Source organism: Kitasatospora sp. NPDC002965 (assembly GCF_040611255.1).
Taxonomy (GTDB): Bacteria; Actinomycetota; Actinomycetes; order Streptomycetales; family Streptomycetaceae; genus Kitasatospora.
The window spans coordinates 13340-37422 of sequence record NZ_JBEXNT010000032.1 but is presented as its reverse complement, the minus strand read 5'-3'; the positions used below and the strand labels follow the sequence as shown (position 1 = coordinate 37422).

22 protein-coding genes and 2 pseudogenes are annotated in these 24083 nt (G+C 71.8%); 8 read left to right on the top strand and 16 right to left on the bottom strand.

The window, feature by feature from the left end:
• The first annotated feature begins 17 nt into the window (after positions 1–17).
• From ABZY91_RS15625 to ABZY91_RS15615, 3 genes are all read left to right on the top strand, one after another.
• A complete protein-coding gene (locus tag ABZY91_RS15625) occupies positions 18–1664 on the top strand; it encodes an NAD(P)/FAD-dependent oxidoreductase (protein ID WP_355402745.1) in 1647 nt (548 codons plus the stop codon).
• 164 nt (positions 1665–1828) lie between these two features.
• Positions 1829–2302, top strand: coding sequence for an SRPBCC family protein (locus ABZY91_RS15620; RefSeq protein WP_355402743.1), 474 nt, complete (start codon positions 1829–1831; stop codon positions 2300–2302).
• A gap of 66 nt (positions 2303–2368) precedes the next feature.
• Entirely contained in the window at positions 2369–3394 is a 1026-nt protein-coding gene (locus tag ABZY91_RS15615; RefSeq protein WP_329877635.1) for a YihY/virulence factor BrkB family protein, read from the top strand.
• Between the two features lie 67 nt (positions 3395–3461).
• Here ABZY91_RS15615 and ABZY91_RS15610 read toward each other — a convergent pair whose 3' ends face one another.
• From ABZY91_RS15610 to ABZY91_RS15590, 5 genes are all read right to left on the bottom strand, one after another.
• Entirely contained in the window at positions 3462–5705 is a 2244-nt protein-coding gene (locus tag ABZY91_RS15610; RefSeq protein WP_355402741.1) for a sulfatase-like hydrolase/transferase, read from the bottom strand.
• Positions 5706–6005: 300 nt separating this feature from the next.
• Positions 6006–6797 (bottom strand): amino acid ABC transporter ATP-binding protein, encoded by a 792-nt coding sequence (locus ABZY91_RS15605; RefSeq protein WP_355402739.1) that lies wholly within the window; start codon positions 6795–6797, stop codon positions 6006–6008.
• On the bottom strand, positions 6794–7744 hold the full coding sequence (locus ABZY91_RS15600; RefSeq protein WP_355402737.1) for an amino acid ABC transporter permease: 951 nt from the start codon (positions 7742–7744) through the stop codon (positions 6794–6796). Before ABZY91_RS15600 ends, ABZY91_RS15605 begins: the two co-directional genes overlap by 4 nt.
• 29 nt (positions 7745–7773) lie before the next feature.
• Positions 7774–8715, bottom strand: a complete 942-nt coding sequence (locus ABZY91_RS15595) for an ABC transporter substrate-binding protein (RefSeq protein ID WP_355402735.1) — start codon at positions 8713–8715, stop codon at positions 7774–7776.
• A 10-nt stretch (positions 8716–8725) separates the two neighbouring features.
• Entirely contained in the window at positions 8726–10198 is a 1473-nt protein-coding gene (locus ABZY91_RS15590) for an amino acid decarboxylase (protein WP_355402800.1), read from the bottom strand.
• 56 nt (positions 10199–10254) lie between these two features.
• On the opposite strand from ABZY91_RS15590, the gene ABZY91_RS15585 reads away from it, so the two are divergent.
• Both ABZY91_RS15585 and ABZY91_RS15580 read left to right on the top strand, forming a co-directional pair.
• Positions 10255–11214 carry a LysR family transcriptional regulator gene (locus tag ABZY91_RS15585; RefSeq protein WP_355402733.1) on the top strand — a complete coding sequence of 320 codons (960 nt, stop codon included), beginning with the start codon at positions 10255–10257 and terminating at the stop codon, positions 11212–11214.
• A 109-nt stretch (positions 11215–11323) separates the two neighbouring features.
• Positions 11324–12136, top strand: coding sequence for an arginase family protein (locus ABZY91_RS15580; protein WP_355402731.1), 813 nt, complete (start codon positions 11324–11326; stop codon positions 12134–12136).
• Positions 12137–12345: 209 nt separating this feature from the next.
• Here the strand turns inward: ABZY91_RS15580 and ABZY91_RS15575 are convergent, their stop codons facing one another.
• From ABZY91_RS15575 to ABZY91_RS15555, 5 genes are all read right to left on the bottom strand, one after another.
• A complete protein-coding gene (locus tag ABZY91_RS15575) occupies positions 12346–13641 on the bottom strand; it encodes an MFS transporter (RefSeq protein WP_355402729.1) in 1296 nt (431 codons plus the stop codon).
• A gap of 171 nt (positions 13642–13812) precedes the next feature.
• Positions 13813–15018, bottom strand: coding sequence for a hypothetical protein (locus tag ABZY91_RS15570; RefSeq protein ID WP_355402727.1), 1206 nt, complete (start codon positions 15016–15018; stop codon positions 13813–13815).
• An 85-nt stretch (positions 15019–15103) separates the two neighbouring features.
• A complete protein-coding gene (locus ABZY91_RS15565) occupies positions 15104–16309 on the bottom strand; it encodes a hypothetical protein (RefSeq protein WP_355402726.1) in 1206 nt (401 codons plus the stop codon).
• A 222-nt stretch (positions 16310–16531) separates the two neighbouring features.
• Positions 16532–16897 (bottom strand): darcynin family protein, encoded by a 366-nt coding sequence (locus ABZY91_RS15560; RefSeq protein WP_355402724.1) that lies wholly within the window; start codon positions 16895–16897, stop codon positions 16532–16534.
• A gap of 72 nt (positions 16898–16969) precedes the next feature.
• Entirely contained in the window at positions 16970–17863 is an 894-nt protein-coding gene (locus ABZY91_RS15555) for an NAD(P)H-binding protein (protein WP_355402722.1), read from the bottom strand.
• Positions 17864–17975: 112 nt separating this feature from the next.
• Between ABZY91_RS15555 and ABZY91_RS15550 the strand changes: the two genes are divergently transcribed.
• The gene (locus tag ABZY91_RS15550; RefSeq protein ID WP_355402798.1) at positions 17976–18920 is read left to right on the top strand and encodes a LysR family transcriptional regulator; all 945 of its coding nucleotides are present in this window, start codon (positions 17976–17978) and stop codon (positions 18918–18920) included.
• A gap of 156 nt (positions 18921–19076) precedes the next feature.
• Here ABZY91_RS15550 and ABZY91_RS15545 read toward each other — a convergent pair whose 3' ends face one another.
• Entirely contained in the window at positions 19077–19451 is a 375-nt protein-coding gene (locus ABZY91_RS15545; protein ID WP_355402720.1) for a hypothetical protein, read from the bottom strand.
• A gap of 638 nt (positions 19452–20089) precedes the next feature.
• Between ABZY91_RS15545 and ABZY91_RS15540 the strand changes: the two genes are divergently transcribed.
• Complete coding sequence (locus tag ABZY91_RS15540) at positions 20090–20542, top strand: hypothetical protein (RefSeq protein ID WP_355402718.1); 453 nt, start codon at positions 20090–20092, stop codon at positions 20540–20542.
• Between the two features lie 30 nt (positions 20543–20572).
• Here ABZY91_RS15540 and ABZY91_RS15535 read toward each other — a convergent pair.
• Both ABZY91_RS15535 and ABZY91_RS15530 read right to left on the bottom strand, forming a co-directional pair.
• A pseudogene (locus ABZY91_RS15535) lies at positions 20573–20824 on the bottom strand (ATP-binding protein); the annotation flags it as partial.
• 4 nt (positions 20825–20828) lie between these two features.
• Positions 20829–21791 carry an HD domain-containing protein gene (locus ABZY91_RS15530; RefSeq protein ID WP_355402716.1) on the bottom strand — a complete coding sequence of 321 codons (963 nt, stop codon included), beginning with the start codon at positions 21789–21791 and terminating at the stop codon, positions 20829–20831.
• 189 nt (positions 21792–21980) lie between these two features.
• Between ABZY91_RS15530 and ABZY91_RS15525 the strand changes: the two are divergent.
• Positions 21981–22103, top strand: a pseudogene (locus tag ABZY91_RS15525) (CPCC family cysteine-rich protein); the annotation flags it as partial.
• A gap of 177 nt (positions 22104–22280) precedes the next feature.
• Here the strand turns inward: ABZY91_RS15525 and ABZY91_RS15520 are convergent.
• The 3 genes from ABZY91_RS15520 to ABZY91_RS15510 all read right to left on the bottom strand — a co-directional run bounded on the left by ABZY91_RS15520 (position 22281) and on the right by ABZY91_RS15510 (position 23898).
• Positions 22281–22808, bottom strand: coding sequence for an HIT domain-containing protein (locus ABZY91_RS15520; protein WP_355402714.1), 528 nt, complete (start codon positions 22806–22808; stop codon positions 22281–22283).
• Entirely contained in the window at positions 22805–23281 is a 477-nt protein-coding gene (locus ABZY91_RS15515) for a GNAT family N-acetyltransferase (RefSeq protein ID WP_355402712.1), read from the bottom strand. The genes ABZY91_RS15520 and ABZY91_RS15515 overlap by 4 nt, the downstream gene beginning before the upstream one ends.
• Before the next feature lie 134 nt (positions 23282–23415).
• A complete protein-coding gene (locus ABZY91_RS15510; RefSeq protein WP_355402710.1) occupies positions 23416–23898 on the bottom strand; it encodes an NUDIX domain-containing protein in 483 nt (160 codons plus the stop codon).
• Between the last annotated feature and the right edge of the window lie 185 nt (positions 23899–24083).

The window sequence follows — 24083 nt, the reverse complement described above, 5'->3', positions numbered from 1 at the left end:
GCGGCGCAAGGAGGGTCATGCCTGACGCCATCGTCATCGGCGCCGGCCCCAACGGGCTGGTGGCCGCCAACATCCTCGCCGACGCCGGCTGGCAGGTCGACGTCCTGGAGGGCCGGTCCGAGCCCGGTGGCGCCGTCCGCAGCGACCGGAGTGTCCACCCCGACTACGTCCACGACGTGTTCAGCTCCTTCCACCCCCTCGCCGTCGCCTCGCCCGCCATCGGCGCGCTGGACCTGGGCGCGTTCGGCCTGCGCTGGAGCCACGCACCCACCGTGCTGGCCCACCCCCTGCTCGACGGACGCGCCGCCACGCTGCACCGGGGCGTCACGGCGACCTGCGCCGGCCTGGAGGGCGCGTTCGGCGGGGCGGACGCCGAGGCGTGGCAGCGGCTCTCACGGCTCTGGGACGACCTGGACCCGTATCTCCTGCGCACGCTGTTCACGCCGTTCCCCCCGGTCAGGGCGGGTGCGGCGATGGCCGCCCGGCTGCGGGCCGCGGGCGGACTGCGGGCCCTGCGGTTCCTGACCCTTCCGGTGCGCCGTCTGGCGCAGGAGGAGTTCACCGGGCCCGGCGCCGGCCTGCTGCTCGCCGGGTGCGCCCTGCACGCCGACCTGCTGCCGGAGGGAGTCGGCAGTGGGGCGTTCGGCTGGCTGATGGCGATGCTCGGCCAGCAGGTCGGGTGGCCCGTCCCGGTCGGCGGCGCCGCCGCGCTGACGGACGCGCTGGTGCGGCGGCTGGAGTCCTCGGGCGGAAGGCTGCACTGCGACGCCCCGGTGGTCGAGGTGGTCGTACGCGGCGGGCGCGCGCTGGGGGTGCGGACCGCCGACGGCCAGGCGTACCGGGCCCGCCGCGCGGTCCTCGCGGACGTCGCGGCCCCCGCCCTGTACGGCGGCCTGGTCGGGTGGGAGCACCTGCCGTCCTCGATGCGCGCGGACCTCCGCCGCTTCCAGTGGGACCTCTCCACCGTGAAGGTCGACTGGGCCCTGAACGGCGCCGTGCCGTGGGCGGCGCCCGCGACGGCCGGCGCCGGGACGGTGCACCTGGGGGCCGATCTGGACGAGCTGAGCGACTACGCGCTGCAGCTGGGCACGGACCGCCTGCCGCGTCGCCCGTTCGTGCTGTTCGGGCAGATGACGACGGCCGATCCCGTCCGCTCCCCGGCCGGAACCGAGTCCGCCTGGGCCTACACCCACGTCCCCCGGGCGATCAAGGACGACCTGGGGCCCGACGGCATCACGGGCAGCTGGGACCCGCGGGAGGCGGAGGCGATGGCGGCCCGCATCGAGGACCAGGTGGAGCGCTTCGCCCCGGGGTTCAAGGAGCGGATCGTCGCCCGGCGGATCCTCACCCCGACGCTGCTGCAGGAGCTGAACCCCAACCTGGTCGGCGGCGCGATCAACGGCGGCACCGCCGCGCCGCACCAGCAGCTCGTCTTCCGCCCCGTCCCGGGCACCGGGCGTCCGGAGACGCCCGTCGCCGGGCTCTACCTGGCGTCCTCGTCCGCGCATCCCGGGGGCGGGGTCCACGGCGCCTGCGGGGCCAACGCCGCCCGCGCGGCCCTGCGCGCGCACCGGCTCCTGGCCGGCCGCGTGCTCGCCCCGGGCCTCGCCGCGGCCCAGCGACTGCTGTCGGGCCCGCGCGAGCACCCCCACGACCACGACTGACGACCGCCGGAGCGCGCGGACCGGGCGGACCGGGCCCGACGACGCACCGAACGGACAACCCGACAGCCGGGCAGTACGGCAACCCGACAGCCCGGCGATACGGCAACACGGCGATACGGCGATACGGCAACACGGCAACACGGGAAGCACCGAGGAGGAGTCGCATGGCACGGCGCCAGCAGTTCATCGCATGCCCGCCCGAAGCAGTCTGGGGCGTCCTGGCCGACGGCCACAGCTACGCCGAGTGGGTGGTCGGGACGCAGGACATCGAGCACGTCGACCCCGGCTGGCCGGCGGTGGGCGCGGCCCTGCGCTACCGGGCCGGTCTCGGCCCGCTCACCATCGACGACAGCTGCACGGTCCGGATCTGCGAGCCCGGCACCCGCCTGGAGCTGGAGGCGAAGGCCGCACCGTTCGGCACCGCCCGCATCGCGTTCACCCTCATCCCCTGGGGTGCCAACACGCTGGTCCTCCTCGACGAGCACCCCCTGACCGGCCCCGGCTCGCGCTTCGAGGGACCACCGAGCGAATTCGTGCTGCACCTGCGCAACCGCAGGCTGCTCGGCAACCTCGCCCGGGTGGCGGTCGAGGAACACCGGCAGGCCACCGGAACCGGTGCCGGCCGGCCCGTCGGGTGACCGCGTTCCGCAGGTCGGGCTCACACCGAGGGGATTGACTACGGCCGGTGCGGACAGACACCCGTCATGGCACCTCGGTTCAGACACGCACACGGGCCCGACGGCCGGGAGAACGACGCCGGGCCGGGCCCGAGCCGACGGGTCACGGAAGCGGCCCCGGACTCGCCGGGCGACCTCTCCCGGCGCTCGTGGTGGGCCGCACTGCGCCGCACCGGCAAGGAGTTCCTGGAGGACGAGCTGCCCGACCGCGCTGCGGCCCTCACGTACTACGGCGTCCTGGCGATCTTCCCGGCCCTTCTCGTCCTCGTCTCGGTGCTCGGCGTCATCGGGCAGTCCGCGACCGGTGCCGTGCTGGACAACCTGCAGAACCTGGCACCCGGCGCCGCCCGCGACATCCTGCGCGACGCCGTCGACCAGCTCCGGAACTCCGGCGGCGGCGTCAGCTCGGTCCTGCTGGTCGTGGGCCTGGCGGGCGCCCTGTGGTCGGCGTCCGGCTACGTGGCCGCCTTCATCCGCTCCTCGAACGCCGTCTACGACATCCGTGAGGGCCGCCCGGTGTGGAAGACCACACCGCTGCGCCTGGGCCTGACGCTCCTGCTGATGGTGCTGCTGGCGGCGAGCGCGGTGATCGTCGTGTTCACCGGCCCGCTCGCGGACCGGGTGGGCCGCGCACTCGGCCTGGGCGGTACCGCGCTGACGGTGTGGTCGGTCGCCAAGTGGCCGGTCCTGCTGGTTCTCGTCGTGCTGATGATCGCAGTGCTGTACTGGGCCGCGCCCAACGTGCGGGACCGGGGCTTCCGGTGGGTGTCCCCGGGCAGCGTGCTCGCGGTCGTCCTCTGGATGGCGGCCTCCGCCGGGTTCGCCCTGTACGTCGCGAACTTCTCCTCCTACAACAAGACCTACGGCACGCTGGCCGGTGTGATCGTCTTCCTGGTCTGGCTGTGGATCTCCAACCTCGCCATCCTCCTCGGCCTGGAGTTCGACGCCGAGCTCTCCCGGGAACGCGCCATCGAGGGCGGCCTGCCCGAGAAGGAGGAGCCGTACGTGCGGCCCCGCGACACCCGCACCTGGCCCGACGACGAGAAGACCTAGCCGGCCGGCCGCCGCGGCGGCCGGCCCGGAGAAGGATCGGAGAGCCCGGAGAAGGCCCGGAGAAGGGTCAGAGTACGGTCACCCGGGCCCGGGCCCAGGAGGTGTGGTCGAAGGCCGTGTTGCCGTTGGCGTCCTCGACGACCAGCCGCAGCAGACGCACGCCCCGGACGTCGACGTCGACCTCGACCGGGCCGGAGGCGCCCGTGAGCTTCCCGGTGGTGAAGAGCACCCTGCCGTCGCCGTGGACCGACGCCTTCGTCGCACCGAGCGCGGACTGCCGGGTGGAGAAGTCGTCGATGCCGACGAGCGCCGTGAACCGGTTCCCCCGGGCGCCGAGGTGGTAGACGATCTCGGACGGTGCGTGGACGCCCAGGCCCTTGGCGTACGTCGTGCCGGCGAAGGTGATCGGCGTGCCGTCGCCGGCCTCCTTGCGGCCGTTGGAGGTGTCGCGTTCGACCGGGCCCCAGCCGTTGGTGGCCGACACCCAGGGGAGGTCGCTGAGGTAGGCGTTCGCGGCCGGCGGGGCCGGGAGGAGCGGTGTCCGCCCGGTCGCGGAGAAGGCCAGCGGACCGCCGGTGGAGCGGGCGCCCGCGGTGACGGCCAGGGACCCGTCCGTGCCCGGGGCGGCGCCCGTCGGCGCGGTGACCTCCCATGTCACGGTCAGGACGGTGCCTGCGGCGAGCTCGGCCCGGTTGGTCGGCCCGGTCGGCCGAACGACCCAGCCCGCCGGGGCGCCGAGCGTGAGGAGCGCGTCGCTCCAGGACCGGGCGGACGCGTTGCCGAGGGTGGCCGAGACCGTGAACGGCACGCCCGGCGCGGCGTACGCGGGGACGGTCACGGAGAGCCCGAACGGCCTGCGCGGGTAGGTGTCGCGCCAGGAGGCGCGCATCAGGGCGACGAGGTCGGTGACGACGGAGGGGTTGAGGCCCGCGACGTCCCGCTGCTCGCCGAGGTCGCTCGCCAGGTCGTACAGCTCGACCTGCCACTGGGTGTCGGGGAGGGTGCGGTCCCGGACGGGCGCGAACCGCACCGCCTTCCAGTCGCCCTTGCGGACGGCCTCCGCGAGCCAGGTGCCGCGACCCTTGTCCTGGCTGTTGGCCCGGCTGGTGACACCGCGTTCGTCGCGGTACCAGTAGAGGTGCGTGTGACGGGCCGCGTCCGTGCTGCCGCCGAGCAGCGGAGCGGCGGACAGGCCGTCGATGTCGGCGGGGGCGGGCGCGCCGGCGAGTTCCGCGAGGGTGGGCAGTACGTCGGTGAGCGGGGTGGGGCGGTCACTGACACCCGCGCCGATCCGGCCGGGCGCCCAGACGATCAGCGGGACCCGGATGCCGCCCTCGTAGAGGTTGCGCTTGTAGCCGCGCAGCGGGCCGTTGGCGTCGAACAGGTCGGGGTTGACGCCGCCCTCCTCGTGCGGGCCGTTGTCGCTGGTGACGAGGAGCACGGTGTCCTCGGCGATGCCCCGCGCGCGCAGCCGGTCGGCGACCCTGCCGACGAGCGCGTCGAAGTAACTGATCTGCGCGGCATGCCCCTTGTTCTCCTGCGACCAGGCGCGTGCGGCGTAGGCGCTGCTGTCGGGGATGTCACTCGGCGCGTGCGGGACGTTGGGGGTGAGGAACAGCGCGAAGGGCTCGGCGGCGTGCGCGTCGATGAACTCCAGCGCGTGCTGCTCGATGAGATCGGGGGCGTACCGGCCCCTGGCACCGCCGGCGTTCGCGGGGACGGTCTCCTTCACCCCGTTGTGCCACAGGTACTGCGGGTAGTACTGGTGCGCGTGCCCGTGGTCGATGTAGCCGTAGAACTCCTCGAAACCACGGGAGTTGGGGTGGCTGGGCTGGTCGCCCTGCTCGGGCCCGAAGCCCCACTTGCCGATCACCGCGGTGCGGTAGCCCCGGCTGCGCAGGACCTCGGCGAAGGTGGTGTCACCGTCACCCAGTGACCCCTGGGCGCCGTTGGGGTTGGCCCGGACGGCGGAGTGACCGGTGTGCAGGCCGGTGAGCAGGGAGGCGCGCGAGGGCGCGCAGACGGCGGCGAGCGAGTAGGCGTCCGTGAACCTGAGGCCCTCCGCGGCCAGTCGGTCGATCCTCGGGGTGTCGATCAGCTTCTGGCCGTAGGACCCGAGGTCCCCGTAGCCGAGGTCGTCGGCGAGGACCACGACGAGGTTCGGGGCCCGGCCACCGGTGGCCGCACTGCCCGGGGCAGCACCGCCCGGGGACGTGCTGCCCGTGGCCGCGGCCCCGGCCGGCGGGGCCGGCAGCGCGGTGAGGCCGAGGGCCGCGGCGGACCCGGTGAGGAACCGGCGACGACTGGACATCGGGTGCTCCTGGAGGCGAAGGGGCGGGCGGCGGGAACGGCGGATGCGACGGCGGGCGGGGGACGCCGCCTGTGCCGGTGCGTCCATCCTCCTGAGCGGCCGGCCGGATACCCATGCATGCGGCATGACAAGGATGTGAAGCCGTCGCCGTCACTCGCCGCCGTCATTCGCCGCCGTCACCCCGGACCCTCACCGAACCCCGGGCCGAAGACTCGGTGGAGGGCCTCCGTTGGCAGGCCGGGAGAACGACTGCGGCGTCAGCCGTCCCGATCACTGGACGGCTGACGCCGCAGCCCTCGTTCAGAGGACCTTGGCCAGGAAGGCCCGGGTGCGCTCGTGCTGCGGGTCGGTCAGTACCTCGCGCGGGTGACCGGATTCGACGACCACGCCGCCGTCCATGAACACCAGCGCGTCGCCGACCTCGCGGGCGAATCCCATCTCGTGGGTGACCACGACCATGGTCATGCCGTCCTCGGCCAGCCGGCGCATGACGTCGAGAACGTCGCCGACCAGCTCCGGGTCGAGCGCCGAGGTGGGCTCGTCGAAGAGCATCAGCTTCGGCTTCATCGCCAGCGCACGGGCGATCGCCACCCGCTGCTGCTGGCCGCCCGAGAGCTGCGAGGGGTAGTTGCCGGCCTTGTCGCCGAGGCCGACCCGGTTCAGCAGTTCCATCGCCTGCTCGAGTGCCTGCGTCCTCGGAAGTCGCTTGACCCGGGCCGGGGCCTCGGCGACGTTCTCCAGCGCGGTCCTGTGCGGGAAGAGGTTGAACCGTTGGAAGACCATGCCGATGTCGCGGCGCCGTTCGGCGACCTCGCGGTCGCGCAGTTCGTGGAGCTTGCCGCCCTTCTTCTTGTAGCCGACCAGCTCACCGTCGACGTAGAGGCGTCCGGCGTCGATCGTCTCCAGGTGGTTGATGCATCGCAGGAAGGTCGACTTGCCCGAACCGGACGGGCCGACGAGGCAGAACACCTGTCCGGTCCTGACCTCCAGGTCGATGCCCTTCAGAACCTCGACGGCACCGTAGCGCTTGTGTACCTGCTCGGCGCGCACCATCGGTTCGACGCCGGACGGGGCGGTCGTCGCGCCACTCATACGGCACCTCCGGCGGTTGTCGCGCGCTTGAAGCCGATCAGGTTCTTCCGCACGTTCTGCCAGGGGGTGTCCGGCAGTGCGCGGTCGGCGCCCCGGGCGTAGTACCGCTCGATGTAGTACTGACCGAGGGAGAGGACCGAGGTCAGCAGCAGGTACCAGAGGCTGATCGCCACCAGCGCCGGGATCTGGTGGAGGGTCCGCGAGGCGATGTCCTGCCCGGCCCGGGTCAGGTCCTCCAGGGCGATGGCGGAGACCAGGGACGTGGTCTTCAGCATCGAGATGGTCTCGTTGCCCGCCGGTGGGACGATCACGCGCATCGCCTGCGGCAGCACGATCCGCCGCAGGGTCTGCCCCTGGGTGAGGCCGAGCGAGTGCGCGGCCTCGGTCTGGCCCCCGTCGACCGAGGTGATGCCGGCGCGGACGATCTCGGCCATGTAGGCGGCCTCGTTGAGGCCGAGCGCGAGGGTGGCCGCGGTGAAGAGACCGACCAGGTCGTTGTAGTTCCAGGTCACGAACGTCGGTCCGAACGGGACGCCGAGGCCGACGGTGGGCACCAGCGCGCCGAGGAAGTTCCAGAAGAACAGCTGAACCAGCACCGGGGTGCCGCGGAACACCCAGATGTACAGCCAGGCGCTGCCGGAGAGCACCGGGTTCTTCGAGAGCCGCATGACGGCGAGCAGGTTGCCGCCGACCAGGCCGATGAGCATGGCCAGGACCATCAGGCCAAGTGTCCGGCCGAGGCCGGCGATCACGGTCTTGTAGGTGAAGATCTGGCCGATCACGTCCCAGTGCAGGACGCTGCTCGTGGTCAGGAGGTGGATGAACATCGCGGCCAGAACCGTGATGACGGCGACCGCGATCCATCGGCCCGGATGCCGCACGGCGACGGCCTGGATGTCCTCCGGGACACACCGCTCCGGAGGCGCCGTTGTCTGAGAGATCGTCATGAGTCTCTGCCTTACGTACAAGGGGGCGATCAGCTGGTGGCGGCGTTGATGAGGACCTGGTCCGCGGTGAGCGCACCCGACTGGACGCCCCACTTCGTCAGGATCTGCAGGTAGGTGCCGTCGTTGATCAGGCCCTTGAGTGCGCCCTGGACCGCCCGGGCCAGCCGGCCGTCGTCCTTGGGGATGGCGATGCCGTAGTGGGCGGTGTTGTAGTCGGGGCCGATCTTCATCAGCCGGCCGTTGCTCTGCTGCACCACGTAGTCGATGACCGGGGAGTCGGCCATCATCGCCTGGGCGCGCTTGGCCACCAGAGCGGAGACGGCGTCGGTCTGCGCGTTGAACTGGTCACCGTTGTTGGGGATCTCCGGCCTTCCGGCCTTCGTGCAGGCGGGGTTGATCGTCTCTGCGATCTCGGTCGCCTCGACGGTGTTGGTCTGCACGGCGACCCTGATGCCGCACAGGTCCCCGGCGTTGCCGGTCAGTTGGTACGGGTTGCCGGCCAGGGTGGCGATGGCCTCGCCGGCGTTGAAGTACCCGACCATGTCGAGCTGCTGCTCGCGTTCCTTGGTGTCGGTGAACGAAGCCAGGCTCAGGTCGTACTTCTTGGCGTTGAGGCCGCCGATGATGCTGCCGAAATCCGCGCCCTGCCACTGCGGCTTCAGGCCGAGCCTCGCAAGGATCGCGTTGCCCATGTCGACGTCCATGCCGATGATGTTGCCGCTCGCGTCCTTGAACGCGTTCGGCGCGTAGGTGGGGTCGGTGGCGATGACGACGGTGCCCTTGGCCCTGAGTGCGGCCGGGACCATGGCGGCGAGCGCCGGGTCGGCGCTCTGTGCGTTCACCGACTGGGAGGCGTTCGGGGCGGTGCCGGCGGTGCCGCCGATCTTGGAGCTGCCGCATCCGGCAAGGGCCAGGGAGCTCGACACGGCAAGGGCCGCGGCGCCGGTGAGACGTCTTGGGGGTCTGTTCATGGGAGGGTCCTCATCTGGTGGGGGTGACTACGCGCAGGTTCTGCACCTCGGGGTCGGAGGCTCCGCGGACGTGACCGCCGGGGGTACGGGCGGTGCTCTGCAGGAAGGAGACGAGCTCGGCGGTGATGACCTCGCCGGGAAGGACGTTGGGGATGCCGGGCGGGTAGGCGGCGAGGGTGCTCGCCGACACCTGGCCGACTGCCTCGTCGGCCGGGATGCTGCGGCTGGGGGCGAAGAAGGCCTCCCGGGCCGTCATCCGCACCTCGCTCGGCACGGGGAGCTTGAGACCCCCGGGTTCCCGGCCCGGTGTCACGGTGACGGGGAGGGAGTGCAGGGCGTCGACGAAGCGTGCCACGTCCGGGGTCGAGCCCGCGCCGACGACCGCGACGACAGCCGAGTCCGTGGCGACCTCGACCAGCACCTGATGGTCGGTCATCAGCCGGCGGCGCGCCTCGTGGCCGGAGATGCCGCCGGCGCGGGTGTCGACGGGGATCCGCAGCGGGTCGGTGGCGACGACGTCGGGGAACTCTGCGAACCCGTCGCTGACCACGGCGAAGCGTCCGCGGTCGCGGATCTGCTCGCGCATCAGGTCGGCCGCGCGCAGGGAATGCCCGATGGCGTCCGTTGCGGTGGCCAGGCGGCGCCGGGTCAGGTCGAGGGAGCCGAGCAGCAGCGCGCTCTCGCTGGTGGACTGGGTGAGCTGGAACACCCGCTCCAGTACGGGTTCGAGCCGGTCGGCGAAGGGTCCGTCGCCGAGGTGCAGCATGGCTGACTGGGTGAGGCTGCCCCCCAGCTTGTGCGTACTGGAGATCACCAGGTCCGCACCGAGTGCGAGGGCGTTTCGCGGGAGTTCGTGGTGGAAGCCGAAGTGGGCGCCCCACGCCTCGTCCACGACCAGTGGCACCCCGGCGGCGTGGGCGGTGTCGGCCAGGGCCCGGACGTCGGCGACCGCGCCGAAGTAGCTGGGCGTCACCACGCAGGCGGCTGCGGCGTCCGGGTTCTCGGCCAGGGCGAAGGCGAGGTCGTGGGCGGTGACGCCGTGCGCGATGCCGAGCGTGTAGTCCACGCCGGGCTGCACGAACGCGGCCCGCAGACCGGACAGGACCAGGCCGTCGACGACGCTGGAGTGCACACTGCGCTGCACGACCAGGCACTCGCCCAGCGACCGCAGTGCCATCACGGCGAGGCGGTTGCCCTGGGAGGCCCCGTTGGTCAGGAACCACGTGCGTCGTGCGCCCCACGCCTCGGCGGCGAGCTGCAGCGCCGCCGCCCGCGGACTGTCCGGCCCCAGGTCGATGCCGTCGAGCAGCGGCGGGACGTCCAGGCGCAGCTGGGCGTCGCCGGTGAAGGCGGCCAGCGCGGCGAAGGCGTCCGGGTCCGCGGCGTGGCCGGGGACGTTCAGCCGCAGCCAGGGCTCCCGCGCGTGGGCGGTCAGCGCATCGGCGTAGGGGGCGGAGGACTGGGAGGGGGAGGGGTTTCGCATGAGCACGCTTCGAGGATGACTCCGGGCGATGACAAGAGGAATACTGGAATCCTCTTGTGGCCTCCATAGAAGGTATGGTGATCGGCGTGCTGGAGCTCCGCCAGTTCCAGGTGCTGCGGGCGATCGCCCGCGAGGGCTCGCTCGCGGCGGCCGCACGGTCACTGCACTACAGCCAGCCGACCATCGCGCACCACCTCGCCGCGATCGAGTCGCACTTCGGCGCACCCCTGGTGCACCGCGGTCCGCGCGGCGTGCACCTCACCGAGGTCGGGCAGCTCGTGCTGCGCCACGCCGAGGCCGTACTGGGCCGGGTGGGCCTCGTCGAACAGGAAGTCCGCGCCCTGATCGAACAGGGTGCCAAGTCGCTCCGCGCCGCCACGTTCCCCACCGCCGGCGCGCTCCTGCTCCCGCCGGCCCTGCGGCAGCTTGCCCGCGAGGGGGTCAAGGTCTCACTCGTGGAAGGCGAACTCCCCACCGTGGTGGAGGCCCTGCGCACCGGAGACGTGCAGATCGCCCTGGTCTACTCCCAGCCGGGAGAACCCCTCGACCTGGACGAGGAGTTCGTCCTGCACCCCCTCCTCGACGACCCGCTGCTCCTGGCGCTCCCCGCCGACCACCCACTGGCCGGTCTGGACCGTGTCCCCCTGGGCCGGCTCCGTGACGCCGGCTGGATCATGGGCGCCGGTGACCGTGACCCGTGCGACCGCGTGCTCACCTGGGCCTGCGCACAGCAGGGCTTCGAGCCCGTCCGGGTCATGCGGACCGACGACTACGGCATGCTCAAGGGCTTCGTGGCCGCCGGCATCGCGGTCGCGCTCATCCCACGGCTCGCCCTCACCGGCCACGAGTCCGAACTCGACATCGTCATCCGGTCCGTCGACGGCCCGCCCCTGGCCCGGCGGATCAGCGTGGCCATGCTCCGCTCCACCGTCTCCGACTCCGCCGACGCCCTGCGCGAAGCGCTCGCTTCGCAGGCGCGGAAGATCACCGAAGCCTGGAACGAACGCCCCGCCTGACGACGACGCGGTGCCGGGCCCGACTGCCGCGAGATCGCCATACCAGGTATGGACACCTGTAGAGGATCTCGGCATTCCTCTCCGCCGGGACCGCTGCCACGCTGAGGACATGAACCCGCACCCCTCCTCCCTCACCGTCTACCGCGGCCCCGCAGGGGACCACAACGACCGCGCGATGAGCGCCGCCACCCTGCTCGGCGAGGCGTTCACCCGTCGGCTCGGCATCTCCCCGGTCGTCGTCGGCTCCCCGGAGCCGGCGCAGCCGACCAGCTGGGACCGGGAGCTGCGCCGAGCGCTTCCCACCCTGCAGCGCATGGCTGAGCGCATCGACCAGGTCATGACCGCCGGACAGGCGCCGATCAGCGTCATCACCCGGTGCGCCGTCGCCCTGGCCTCCCAGCCGGTCGTGCTCCGTCACCGCCCCGACGCGGTCGTGGTGTGGTTCGACGCCCACGGGGACATCAACGTCCCCGCCGACACCACCACCGGATACCTCGGCGGCCTGGCCCTCGCCGGTCCGCTGGGCTGGTGGGACTCCGGTCTCGGCGGCGGGCTCCCCGAACAGCAGGCCGTCCTGGTCGGCGCCCGCGACCTCGACCCTGCCGAGATCCGGCACGTCACCGCCGGCCGCGTGGCCCTCGTGCCCCCGGGCCGCGGGCTCGACGAGCGCCTCGCGGACGTCCTCCGGGGCCGCCCCGCCTACCTGCACGTCGACTGCGACGTCATGGAGCCGGGGCTTTTCACGACCGACTACACCGTCCCGGGCGGCCTCAGCCTCGACGACCTCCACGCCTGCGCGAAGGTCCTTGCCGTGAGTGCGCCCGTCGGCGCCGAGATCGCCGAGTTCGAGGGGAACGGCTCCGCGACGGCCGACGACCTCGTCGCCGCGATCGAGCCCCTCCTCACCGAACTCCGCCGCTGAACGGAGGGTTCGTCGGACCGGACGTGCCGGTCGGCGAGCCCGGTCCGTACCCGGAGCGGCTGCGGCGGTGTTCGAGAATCAGCACAGGGCGGTCGGGCCGGACCCTCCGTCAGTTCGTGACGCAGGTCCGTTCCACTCTCCTTGGTCGCCGTGACCGCACGACCGTCCGGGACCGTCGCACTGCCGCCGGGAGCGCCCGGACCCCGGCATCAGCCCTGGACGGTGTCGGGAAGCGGGGTTTCGTCGGGCCGGGCAGGCGCCGTGCCGGTCGTGTCGTGGATCGGGCGGCGGGTGCGCTCCGCCCAGGCCGCCACCGGCGGGCCCGCCGCGCCGAGGGCCGCGAAGAACACGCCGAGGAGCAGCCAGCCCGCGTGCCCGAGTCCGAGGACCGCCGTCGTCAGGACCACCGGAGCCAGGGCCTGCCCGGCGTTGAAACCGAGGCCGAAGAAGCCCTGGTACTGCCCTTGGGCGTGGTCGGGGGCGAGGCCGAAACCGAGGGCGAAGCCGCCCGAGGACTCCCACACCTCTCCGAGGCTGTGCACGCAGACGGCGAGGACGGCGAGCGCCGGCGCGATCCAGGTCGGAACGTCCGCGGTCAGGGCCATCAAGGGGCAGCTGACCAGGAAGAGCAGCCCGGCGACGCGGAACGCCCGGCCGCCCTGGCGCGGTGTCTCCACCCGCGAGCCGATCCTGCTCTGGAGCAGCACGCACACCCCGCTGTTGACCGCGTAGACGGCCGCCACGGTCCACCGGGGCGCATCGGTGTGGGCGGAGAGCCAGATCGGCAGGAGCAGGGAGACGGTCTGGTACTGCAGGCCCATGGCGCCGTAGAGCGCGGTGAAGCACACGTACGGCCGGTCGGACAGGACGGCCCAGCGGTGATGCTCCTTCGGCCGGGGCAGGGGCTGGTAGTCGGGGACGCCGATCAGGGCGATCAGGCCGGCACAGGCGAAGCTGGCGGCGTTGGCGAGGATGAGCGCGGTGTACGCCGAGCGGCTGTTGACCGAGACCGCGAAGGCGGCACCGAGGGTGCCCAGGACCACGCCGAGATTGACGAACGTGCGGAGCTTCGCCCTGAAGGCGGCCGGTCGTTCACCCCCGGCACGGGCGATGAGCGCACCACCTGCGGCGCCGCCCGCCGTGGCCGCCAGCCGGTCCAGGGTGGCGATGAGCGTGAACGTGAGCCAGCTGTGGATGAGGACGAACGAGGCCATCGTCACGGCCTGCATCGCGAGGGCCGCCAGCCAGACCGTGCGCGGCCCGTACCGGTCGGCCAGGTTCCCGGCCGGGATCCCGGCGAGCAGCCCGACCAACCCGGCGATCGTGAGACCGAGACCGACCTGCGCGGCGGGCAGGTGCACCACCAGCGTGAAGTAGAGCACCGCGGCGGTGTTGAACAGCCCGTTGCCCACCCGGCTGACGAAGCTCGCCGCGATGAGGGCGCGCTGCGGACCGGTTTCCGCCGGCACGCCGGACATCTTCACCCCGACACTCTTCATGATCATGTCGAACAGGCTAACAGCGCCCCAGCTGGCCCCTCCGTACGGTCCGTGAGGCGGCGGCCGTGATCGCGCGCAGCGCGGGGCTTTCGTGTCTGACGGGTCGCCAACGGATCGCCGACGGGCCGGCGTTCGACGGACGTCGCCCCGCCCGTCTCCCCTCGGCCGTCCCGTGGTTCAGACGTAGTCGACGCTGTAGACGACGTCGGCCGAGAACTCGAACCTGTCGCCGAGCGTGACCGGGGCGCTGGCGAGCGTGATCACGGCGTCGGTGACCAGTTCCTTCCCCTGGCCGGCCGGGAACGGGAGCGACGTCCCCCGGCCGGGGCCGCCGCCGAGGTAGCCGGCGGTGCTCGCCCGGTCGTCGTCGTCCTGGGGGACGCTGCCCGAGTCGTCCTCGGTGCCGTCGACCCAGACGCGGACCGTCGTGGCGGCGTCCGGCGGCGAGATCGAGAGGTCCGGCCCGGCCGGGACTTCGAGCATGCCGCCGGTGGTCATCGGCTTCCACGAGACCGGAGGCGACATCGCCGTCGCGGAGCCGCCGGTGATCCCGAAGGTGAACTCGCCGGATCCGCTGCCGATCTTGTCGCTGTCCTCGTGGCAGTGGAGCCGGGCCAGTCGGGCGCGCACGACGCGCTGTTTGGTCCTGACAACCTCCGGGGGCGTGGCGGTGACGAGGCCGGTGGTGTTCCAGACGATGTCGTAGTCGCCCGCTCCGTCCCAGGCCAGGATCGTGAACCACAGTTCCTGGTTGGTCCGCAGGGGGATGTGGCCCGGGGCCGACGCAGAGATCCGGTCCACCACGGAGACGCGGTGCACGATCGCGGGCCGGGGGGAGACGGCGTCGGCGATCACGTCCGGCGCGAGGAAGACCGGGTGGCCGAAGCTCTCGGTCTGGGGCGTGCTGCCCAGGAGCTGGACACGGGCCATGGTCGGGCTCTGGGTGACGAACGCCATCGAGACGAACGTCCCGCCCGGGGTCACCATGACCCGGGGCTTGTCGCCGCATCCGGTCAGGAAGGTGGCGTGACCGCGTCCGATGGAGGGGAAGTCCAGGGCGCCGAGGGTGAGCCGCCTCGGCTGCGGGTTCTCCGCGAGTTCGGCGCTGCCGTGCCCTCGGTTGAACAGGCGCAGCTGGTAGATCCCCCCGAGGGGAACGAGCTGGACGGTCGGGCTGGTGGGGCTCTCGGAGACCGGGCCGGGGCGCAGGGTGAAAGGCGGTAACGGGGCCGTCGCCGGTACCCCGGCCGGGGTGAAGGGGAGCGTCCGTTCCCAGAGCTCCAGGTTGGCCTGCCCGCCGAGCAAGTCGCTCGCGTCGAGGTGGAAGACCGCGCCGCCGGCGAGGGCGATGGCCGCCGTGCGGTCCGGAACCAATCTGACCATGGTGTCCTCGCTTGTTCGGTATCGGCGGTTCGACGGTTCGAGGGTTCGACGGCCCGGGAACGGCGCGGTCCGGTCCGGCCCGGGTTCAGGCGTAGGTGACGGAGTAGAGGACGGTGGTCGAGAAGCTCAGCAGCTCGCCGTCCGTGGTCGGAACGCTGTGGAGCACCAGCGGCTGGTCGGTCACCTGTTCGCGGCCCTCGCCGACGGGGAAGCTCAGCGGGGTTCCGCGCCCCGCGCCGCCGCCGAGCCGGCCGGCGGTGCTCGCACCGTCGTCGGAGTCCGACGGGAAGCTGCCCGAGTCGTCCTCCGTGGCGTCGACCCAGACGACCACCCTGTCGTCCGTGAACGGTGCGACCAACTGGAGGGCGGTGGCCCAGGCGGGGAGGGGAGTCATGTCGGACCTCAGGGCCATGGGATCCCAGGTGAAGGTCTGTGTCACCGTGCTCGCCCCGCCGGTGAGGCCGAAGGTGAAGTCCGCCTCGCCGAAGCTGTGCCTGTCGCTGTCCTCGTAGCAGTGGACGGCGGCCACCCTGGCCTCGACGATCCGGTTCTTGACCTTGATCTTCTCCGGTGGTGTCGCGGGGGCCTCGCCGGTCGTGTTCCAGAGGAAGTCGAAGAAGCCCGCCGCGTCCCACACCACGATCAGGAAGAAGAGCTCGGTGCCGGGTCGCAGCCCGACGTGGGACGAGGTGAGCGGCGAGCGCAGGTCGTCGATCAGCGAGAACTCGTGCATCAGCGCGGGCCGGTCGGAGGTCGCGGTGGCGATCACCTCCTGGTTGCCGAAGAAGGGGTGCCCGGTCAGCGGCGCCACCTGGGGCGGGCTGTCGGAGACCTGGACCCGGGCCATGACCGGGGCGCTCGTCGCGAAGGCGGCCGTCACGAACGTGCCGCCCGGCGTGAGGAGGGTCTGAGGTCTCTCGATACACGCGGTGAGGAACTTGAGGCGCGTCTTCGGGCCCGCGCAGGGGGCGTCGACCCTGCCGACCAGCAGCTCCGGCGGCGGCTTCTCCGCCAGCGCGGCGCTGCCCCTGCCCTTCTCGAAGAGGCGGGCCTGGTAGAGGCCGCCCACGGGGACGTCCGCGTGCAGGGCGCGCGTGGGGTGGGGCGGGTCCCAGACGGGGCCGAGGACGAACGGGGGAGGCGGCGGCGCCGCCGGGTCGAAGCGGACCGTCCGGTGCCAGATCTCCAACCCGACGGCTGTTCCGGACGGGTTGACCGTGAAGTCGGCCGGCCCTGTCCCGCCCGCGTTGACGGCGATCCCGGTCGGGTCGTTCGGAGTGAACCTGACCATCGCAGGCCTCCTCGCGTCTACTCCCTTCCATCATCACCCCGCATCGGACCGACCGCCGGATCACCGGCCCCGGCCTTCGCGGGACCGTTCCCGCCGGCCCCTGCGGGACGGCCGACGGCTCCGGCTCCCCCGGTTCCTGTGCCCTCCTGTTCCTGTGCCCTCCGGCCGGGTGGGGCCGGAGGGCACAGGAACAGACGCGCGCGGCGGGTGGTGGGCGGTGTGTCAGGTGGTGATGGTGGCGACGGGGTCGAGGCCGTAGGTGCGGGCGTAGCCGTTCTCGGTGCCTACGAGGAGGTCGACGACCTCGAAGTAGCGCTCCCAGAGAGGGGTTTCGCGCAGCGCGTCGATGAGGAGCTGGTACGCGTGGTGGTCGTCGGCCTCCCACACCCAGACGTCGGTGACGCGCGCGGAGTAGAACTCGGTGTCGTAGAAGCGTGACCGGACGCCGGTCGTCCTGGCCTCGATCACGGGCAGGACTTCGGTGGTGAAGGCGTCGACGCGTTGCCGGACGGTCAGGGCGAGCCACTCGGGTGTGGTCTTGACGAGCATGAACGCGGTGACCGGCGATGCGGTCTTCTCAGCGGGCATCAGGGTGTCTCCAGAGCGGCAGGTGGTGTCGGTGCGCCGGGTTACTCCGTGTCCCGGCGGTGGGTGGGGGCTTCAGGAGAGGACGGCCGGCTTGAGCGTCCGGGCGCACCACTGCTCGAAGCCGGTGGGGGAGGCGGTCTGCGGGGTGCGGGCGACACCGGCGTCCAGGCCCTGGTCCTTGGCGCGCTTCATGTCGACGATGCCCTGGACGAACGCGTCGTCGAGGCCGTAGCCGACGAGGGTGGCGTACAGCGCGTCGAGCGACTGGCGCTCGTAGCGGACGGGGCGGCCGAACTGTTCGGTCATGATGCGGGCCAGGTCGTTGGGGGAGAGGTCCTGCGGCCCGAGGACCGGGACGCTGCCGGTGCCGGTCCACGAGCGGTCCAGCAGCAGGCCTTCGGCCGCGGCCGCGATGTCGGCGGTGGCGACGAGCGGAGCCCTGCGGTCGGCGTCGACGGAGTCGGTGAAGCAGCCCTTCTCGCGGATCGAGTCGGCCTCCTCCAGGAGGTTCTCGAAGAAGGACGGGTTGGCCAGGGCCCGGTAGGCGACGCCACTGTCGGCGATGAGGTCGTCCAGGGCGAGGGAAGCGGTGACGAGGCCGGCCCGGTCGGCGAGCGGGGTGCCGCGGCCGAGCGCGGAGACTCCGACGACATGGCCGACGCCGTGCGCCGCGAGCGCCTTCACGGCCGGCCCGCTGAAGCCGCTGTAGGCGACCTGAGGAGACGGGGCGGCGACCGGGGGGACGAGCCAGAAGACCGCGTCCGCACCGTCGAAGGCCCGGTCGACGACCTCGGCGTCCCCGTGCGAGCCGACGACCACCTCGACGCGTCCGCGCGCCGCGTCCGGAAGCCGGGCGGGGTCGCGCACGATCACGCGCAGTTCCTCGCCTGCGGCGGGGGCGGACTCCAGGAGCCGGGAGAGCAGGTGACGGCCGATGTTCCCGGTGGGAGCAGTGATGACGATCATGAAAACCTCGCAGGTCGTGCTGGTCGGTACGCCCCTCATCCTGCTGAGGACCCCGGTGCTGCCACAATGGGAACGTCGGCACGGAATCATTGACGGAAACGGAATAATGCTGGTGAACAGCTCGGATTCGGCCCTCGACGCCAATCTCGCCATCGCGTTGGACGCCCTGCTGGCCGAGCAGAGTGTCACCCGGGCCGCCGCCCGCCTGCACACCTCGCCCGCCGCCATGAGTCGCACGCTCGCCCGCCTGCGCCGCACCTTGCAGGATCCGCTGCTGGTCCGGGCCGGGCAGCGCATGGTCCCCACCCCCCGCGCCCTGGCCCTGCGCGAGGAGGCCGCCGCCGTCGTGCAGCGCCTCGGAGCCCTGCTCAGCCCCGATGCCGGCGTCGACCCCGCCACCCTGCGCGGGACCTTCACCCTCCAGACCGCCGACCTCGTCGGCGCGGCCCTGGCCCCCGGACTGCTGCGCCTGGCCGAGCAGGAGGCGCCGGGGGTCTCGTTCCGGCTCCGGGCCGAGGAGTTGGAGGCCGGCCCGGCCCTGCGCGACGGCCGGATCGACCTGGAGGTCGGGTCCATCGACCACGTGGACCCCGAGACCAGGGTCGAGGAGCTGGTCAGCCTCCGCATGGTGGCGGCCGTCCGGCCCGGCCATCCGCTGACCGAAGGACCCCTGACCCCGGTCCGGCTCGCCGCCGCCCACCACGTCGCGGTCAGCCGCCGCGGCCGGTTCACCGGCCCCCTCGACACCGCCCTGGCCGAGCAGAACCTTCACCGGCGGGTCGGCATCGTCCTCCCCAGCCACCTGGCCGCCATGATCCTCGCCGCCCGCAGCGACATCGTCTGCCTCGTCCCTGCCGCACTCCCCGGCGCGGCCCCCTCACCCCTCACCGGCGACGCCGTCGCCCTGGGACTGCACCTCCTCGACCTTCCCCTGACGCTGCCGCCCGTGATCGTCGGCATGGCCTGGCACCCCCGCCATGCAGCCGACAGGGCCCACCACTGGCTCCGCAACGCCATCCGCCGGACCCTCCGCCCGCCCGGGAGCCCGACCGCGTGAAACAGGAGCCGGCTGTCCCGGCGGCTGTTCAGGCTGTTCAGCGGGCCGCCCCGGCACGGCTGTCGGAGGCCGGCGCGCCCGCTGGACGCAGGAGACCCGCCGACGTCGCGCCCGGCATCGTGCGGCCGCTCCCTGTCCGGACACCCCCGGTGACGGTCAGGCCGGATCCGGGGCCGGCTCGCCCTGATCGTGGGCGCCGCTGCGCCGATGGGGGACGGCGGTGGCGTACTGGGCGGCCTGAAGGAGGTAGGAGGCCCGGTACCGGCCGTCGGGGTCCGCCATCAGCTCGGCGTGGCTGCCCTGTTCGGAGAGCCGGCCCTCGTGCAGGACGTAGATGAGGTCGGCGTCGGCGGTGGCGGCGAGCCGGTGGGTGATGAGGATGACGGTGAGGCCCTGGTCGGCGAGTTCGCGGATGTGTACGTTCCGCGACTGCGTGTCCCATTGTGCGGCGTTGAGCTGGGGTTTCGTTCGAGTCCGCGTCAGTTGTCGTCGACGTCCGTTCGCAGAGTCGTGTCCAATCCTTGTGATCAACCGTTCGTGTCTGGTGCTGTCCGCGTACTCAGCAAAGGTGCTCAGCCAAGTACAGATGAACGTGCTCAGCCCGTAGCTCCCATCTCTGTGCCTCTCCGCGGGCAGTGTCCGCGCCCTGGGGTTTACTCCTTGCCGTGGACAGTGCTGCTCATCTCGCCGTGATCGAAGAACTCTTGGCCAGGCCGCTGCCGGGCGAGGGGACCGCCCAGGAGAGTGGACAAGGAGTCCCGGGTTACCAGCTGGTCGATCTCGCAGCCGGCGATCGTGAACCTGCTGAGCTGAACGCGGTCGTGACCGCACTGAGGTCGCGGTTCGGGCCGCCCAAGCCCGTGGCCTTGGACGGGTTCATGGATCCGTCGCTCCGGCGTCTGCCGGGTCCACCGCTGGCCGATGTTCTCGCGGGCCAGGCCATCGAAATGTATGGGTGGAGCGTGGGGCAGAGGTGGCTTGGGGTCGGCCTGTTCAGAGGCGTCGGCGACGCTGCCCCAGGTCTGACTGCCGTGGTGAGCGCCGTGGCAGCTCCAACCCCTGCGGGTCGGGTGGGACCCGCCGCGTTGTCGTGGGCTGAGGAACTGGCCGCACTCACCGGTTGGCGAGGGCCCCGGCGGCTGGTCGACTGGGAGTCGGTGGAACGAAAGTTGGGCCTTCGCCTTCCCCGGGACTACAAGCTGCTGGCCGAGACCTTCGGTGCGGGCACCTTCGACGACAACCTCGAACTCTGCGCGCCGGGCTCAAAGTACTTGAACCTCGACCTGATTATGACCGACCCTATCGAGTTCGCCGGCCCCGCTCCCTCCAGCAGGCCTGCGATCGGGCTCCTCCAATGGGCGATGACCTCGGCCGAGCACTCGTTCTGCTGGCTGGTGGAGGATCCGGACCCGGACGAGTGGCCGGTCTTCGCTCGCGGCGACAAGTGGGATCCCTGGGAGCGGTTCGACTGCTCCTCGGCGGAACTCGTCCACCGGATGCTGACCGATCCGCAGCATCCCCACTCCCTCGCGCGACACTTCGACACCCACTGGTTCACCTCCGCCGAACAAGTCGAACAAGCCGAGGAGGCCTTCTGGGACGACTTCCATCCACACTGGTGAAACAGCCTCCGGCATACGAGGTCTCAGCGGTCAGGCCGCGTCGGCGTCCCTTTCGATGGCGGCGAGTCGGTTCTTCGGCCGGTAGCTGGGACCGTTGACGGAGATTACGTCGCAGTGGTGGAGGAGCCGGTCGAGGACGGCGGTGGCGAGGACTTCCTTGCCGACTCCGTCGACCACGAGGATGTTCGGCCTCAGGTAGGTGCGGAGTTTGCTGGTCAGCCGTCCGGCAGCCTCGGCGGCCTTGAGGTGTCTGACCATGTCGTCGAGGCTGGTGAAGTAGATCACCTCAAGAACTGGGCACGTTCACCTGTACGTGGCTGAGCACCTTCCCCTGTACGCCGACAGGTGCGACCCAGTCGAGCGCGGATGTGAGGAGAGCGTGGAGTTCCTGGTCGGCTTGGAGGTCTCGGTGCTCAGGACGGTTGTCCCCACTGCCGAGGTCCGCGTAGTCGAGTTCGGCCTCGCCGCTGCTCCAGACGGTGATCTGGATGACCCGGTTCCCGGCCTCGACGGTCAGCCTTGCGCTGTTCTTGAGCCGGCCGTCTTCTGGGGAGTGCCGCAGTTCGGCGGTGATCCCACGCGCGCAGAAGACCGCGTCGTTCTCGGCGAACCATGTCGTCAGCGTGCCTGGAAGGTTGGGCAGTCGACGGCCGTTCCCGGCTGTGGGGTAGGACATCTGGAAGGCGAGGCGTTCATCTGCCTGGTCACCGATGCGAGCGAGCACGCTGTCCAGGTCGAGGAACTCCTCCCAGACTGATCTTCCGCTCGCCACCGCGAGTCCGGCGACGACGAGATCTTCGAGTTCGGGGACCCGCTTGTTCTTCCAGATCTTGTCGGCCAAGCTGACCAGGAGGTCTTCCATCCCGGCCTCTTCGGCGGTCCAGGCGGCGTGTGTTCCGGCGAAGCGAGCCATGGCGGAATCGATGCCTCGGGCCGTGAGCAGCCCACGGCCGGCTTCTTCGTGCTGTGCGCCGGGAGCGGACAACTCGGCGGGGTGCAGCACCTTGCCGATGTCGTGGGTGGCGGCTCCGAAGAGAACGGCCTGCGGGTTGATGCCCAGGTCGAGGTCGCGTGCAGCGATCCATTCGAGGAGTTGCCCTGCAACGTCGTGGACTGCTCGCAGATGGGCGACCAGGCGTGGCGGAGCGTCAAGGTCGTGAAGCAGTTCGGCTGCTTCGATCGGCAGTGGACGCAGCGGGGGCTGGCCGGTGTCCTGAAGGGCGATCGACAGTATTCGCGTGGTCGTCACCGCGGCATAGTAGCCGTTGCACCACGGGTGGTTCGGTCAGCGACGACTGGAGGTTGTCGCCCCCCTCCATCAGGTGGCTGTTCCCGGGAGCCGGTCTGCGGGTGATCACCCTGGCCGGGCAGACAGTCCTGGTGAGTAGTCGCCGTCCTTGTCCGTGGTGGTCATCTCGTCCTCGATGTTGAGGAGGAGATGTGGCCTGGGTCGTTTTCGATCTGTCCGATCTGCTTCTGCGAGGACGACGTGATCCGGTTTCGTTGGCTTGCCATGGAGAGTGGTCCGAACCGGACATCGTTGATCGCTGCCCAGCAGCACTGCCAGCAGTTCGGGGCGTGCGGCGCGGGCGGCGTCGCACATGTTCGCCCCTCTGCCGCCGATGGACCCTTCGAGCAGCAGCGGCCGGTCGTGGCGGTCGGTGAAGAACACGCCGGCGTAGGAGACGCCGTGAGGCAGCGTGGGGACGAACTGCTCGGGTGGGACAAAAGGCACGAGTCAGGCTCCTCGGTGGTCGGGGTGGTTCTGGCGGTCGGGGTGGTCGAGTCGGAGCCGGCTGCGCAGGACGGCGGCGAGGCGCTCGTCCCGCTCGGGATCGTGCGGCAGGACTCCCGCGCCCTCGGTCATCAGGGCGTGGAACTGCTGCTGCTCGTAGGGGACACCCGGCGGCAGGGCGGCGATGTGCCAGTGGACGTGGGAGTTGCCCTGCCTGCTGCCGAGACTCAGCACGTAGAGGCGTTCGGTGGGCACGGTGGCGGCGAGCGCGGTGGCGACGCGGTGCACAACGCGCTGGAGGGCGAGGTACTCGTCCTCGGTGAAGTGGCCGACGGTGTCCTCGACGTGGGTGCGCGGGGCGACCAGCACCTTGCCGGGCAGGGTGGGGTAGCGGTCGAGGAAGGCGATGTGGACGCCGTCGTCGTAGACGACCCGGTGCTCGTATCCGGGGGCGCCGGCGAGCATCGAGCAGATGAAGCAAGGGCCGTTTCGGGCCTGCTCGTTGTAGGCGTCGAGGTCGAAGGCGGTCACGTGGTCCGGCCGTCCGGGCGGGGGCGCAGCGCCATGTAGCCGTCCAGCGGACCGAAGCCGAGGGAGTGGTAGAGCGGTGCGCCGGCCTCGGTGGCGCGCAGTTCGATCGAGCTGCAGCCGGCTTCCTTGAGGGCGTCGACGAGCGCGGTGGTGGCGGCGCGGGCATGGCCGCGCCGTCGGTGGGCGGGGTCGGTGGCCACGGTGTGGACGCGGCCCCACAGTCCGCCGGGGTGGGTGGGGCCGCGGTAGCCGCGGTAGACGATCCCGATGGCACACGAGACGAGCGTGTGCGCGTCGGCGGGGACGACGTAGGCGAGCAGGTTCGGGTCGGTGCCGAGACGCTCCCGCATGTCGTCACGGAAGGTGAGGCGCCACTCGTCGGTGAGCTGGGCGCCGTCGAGGACCACGACGCGTAGGCGCAGCAACTCGTCGGCGTCGCCGGGGCCCGCGGGGCGAACGGGGAGGTGGGGCACGGTGCTTCCTCCTGTGAGTCGGTCGGTCGGGCAGGGGCGGTGGCGGGGGACCGGGCCGGTCGTCGGCGCCGGCCCGGTCCCCCCACCACCGGGCCGGTCGGGGCGGGGTGGTCGCCGGTGGTGGCCCGTGGCCCTCACGCCCCGACCAGCCCACGCGGGTGGTCCGCGCCGTCCCAGCCGTGGGTGGAGAAGCCGCGCCCGCCGGAGAGGTACAGCGTCAGGGCGGCGTGGGAGGTGGCGAACATGGGCAGCGGCGGATCGCCGGCCGGGGCCCACACCACGCCGAGGTGCTTGTCCGGCTCGGGGTTGCTCAACTCGCCGCTCCAGGCGGTGGCGAGGAACACGCTCAGCAGGAACGGCCCCTTGCCGTCCCAGCCTTCGCGGACCTGGATCGTGTGGACCAGCCGCAGGTCCTCGGGCGTGACCACCAGGCCGGTCTCCTCGTGCAGTTCGCGGGCGGCGGCCTCGTCGAGACGCTCACCGACCTCGACCTTGCCGCCGGGGATCGTCCAGGCGGGCGTCGCGCTCCAACTGTTCACCGCGTAGCGGATCGTCGCGACCACCCCGCGGGCCCGGTCGTGGGCGATCACGGACACGGCCTGCCGCAGGCTCTCCACAGCATTTCCTCCCAAGGACGTTCGACGGGCGGGATTCCGACGGTTTCTGCGGGTCGACGCACCAGCTCCAGAACGGCGCGGGCGTATCCGAGCCGTGCCCCGACACCCTCGACGAGAAGGGACGGGGCCTTGCGGGCCACGAGGGCCGGTGCCGTCGGCGCTGTCTTCGGACAACCGGACGGCCG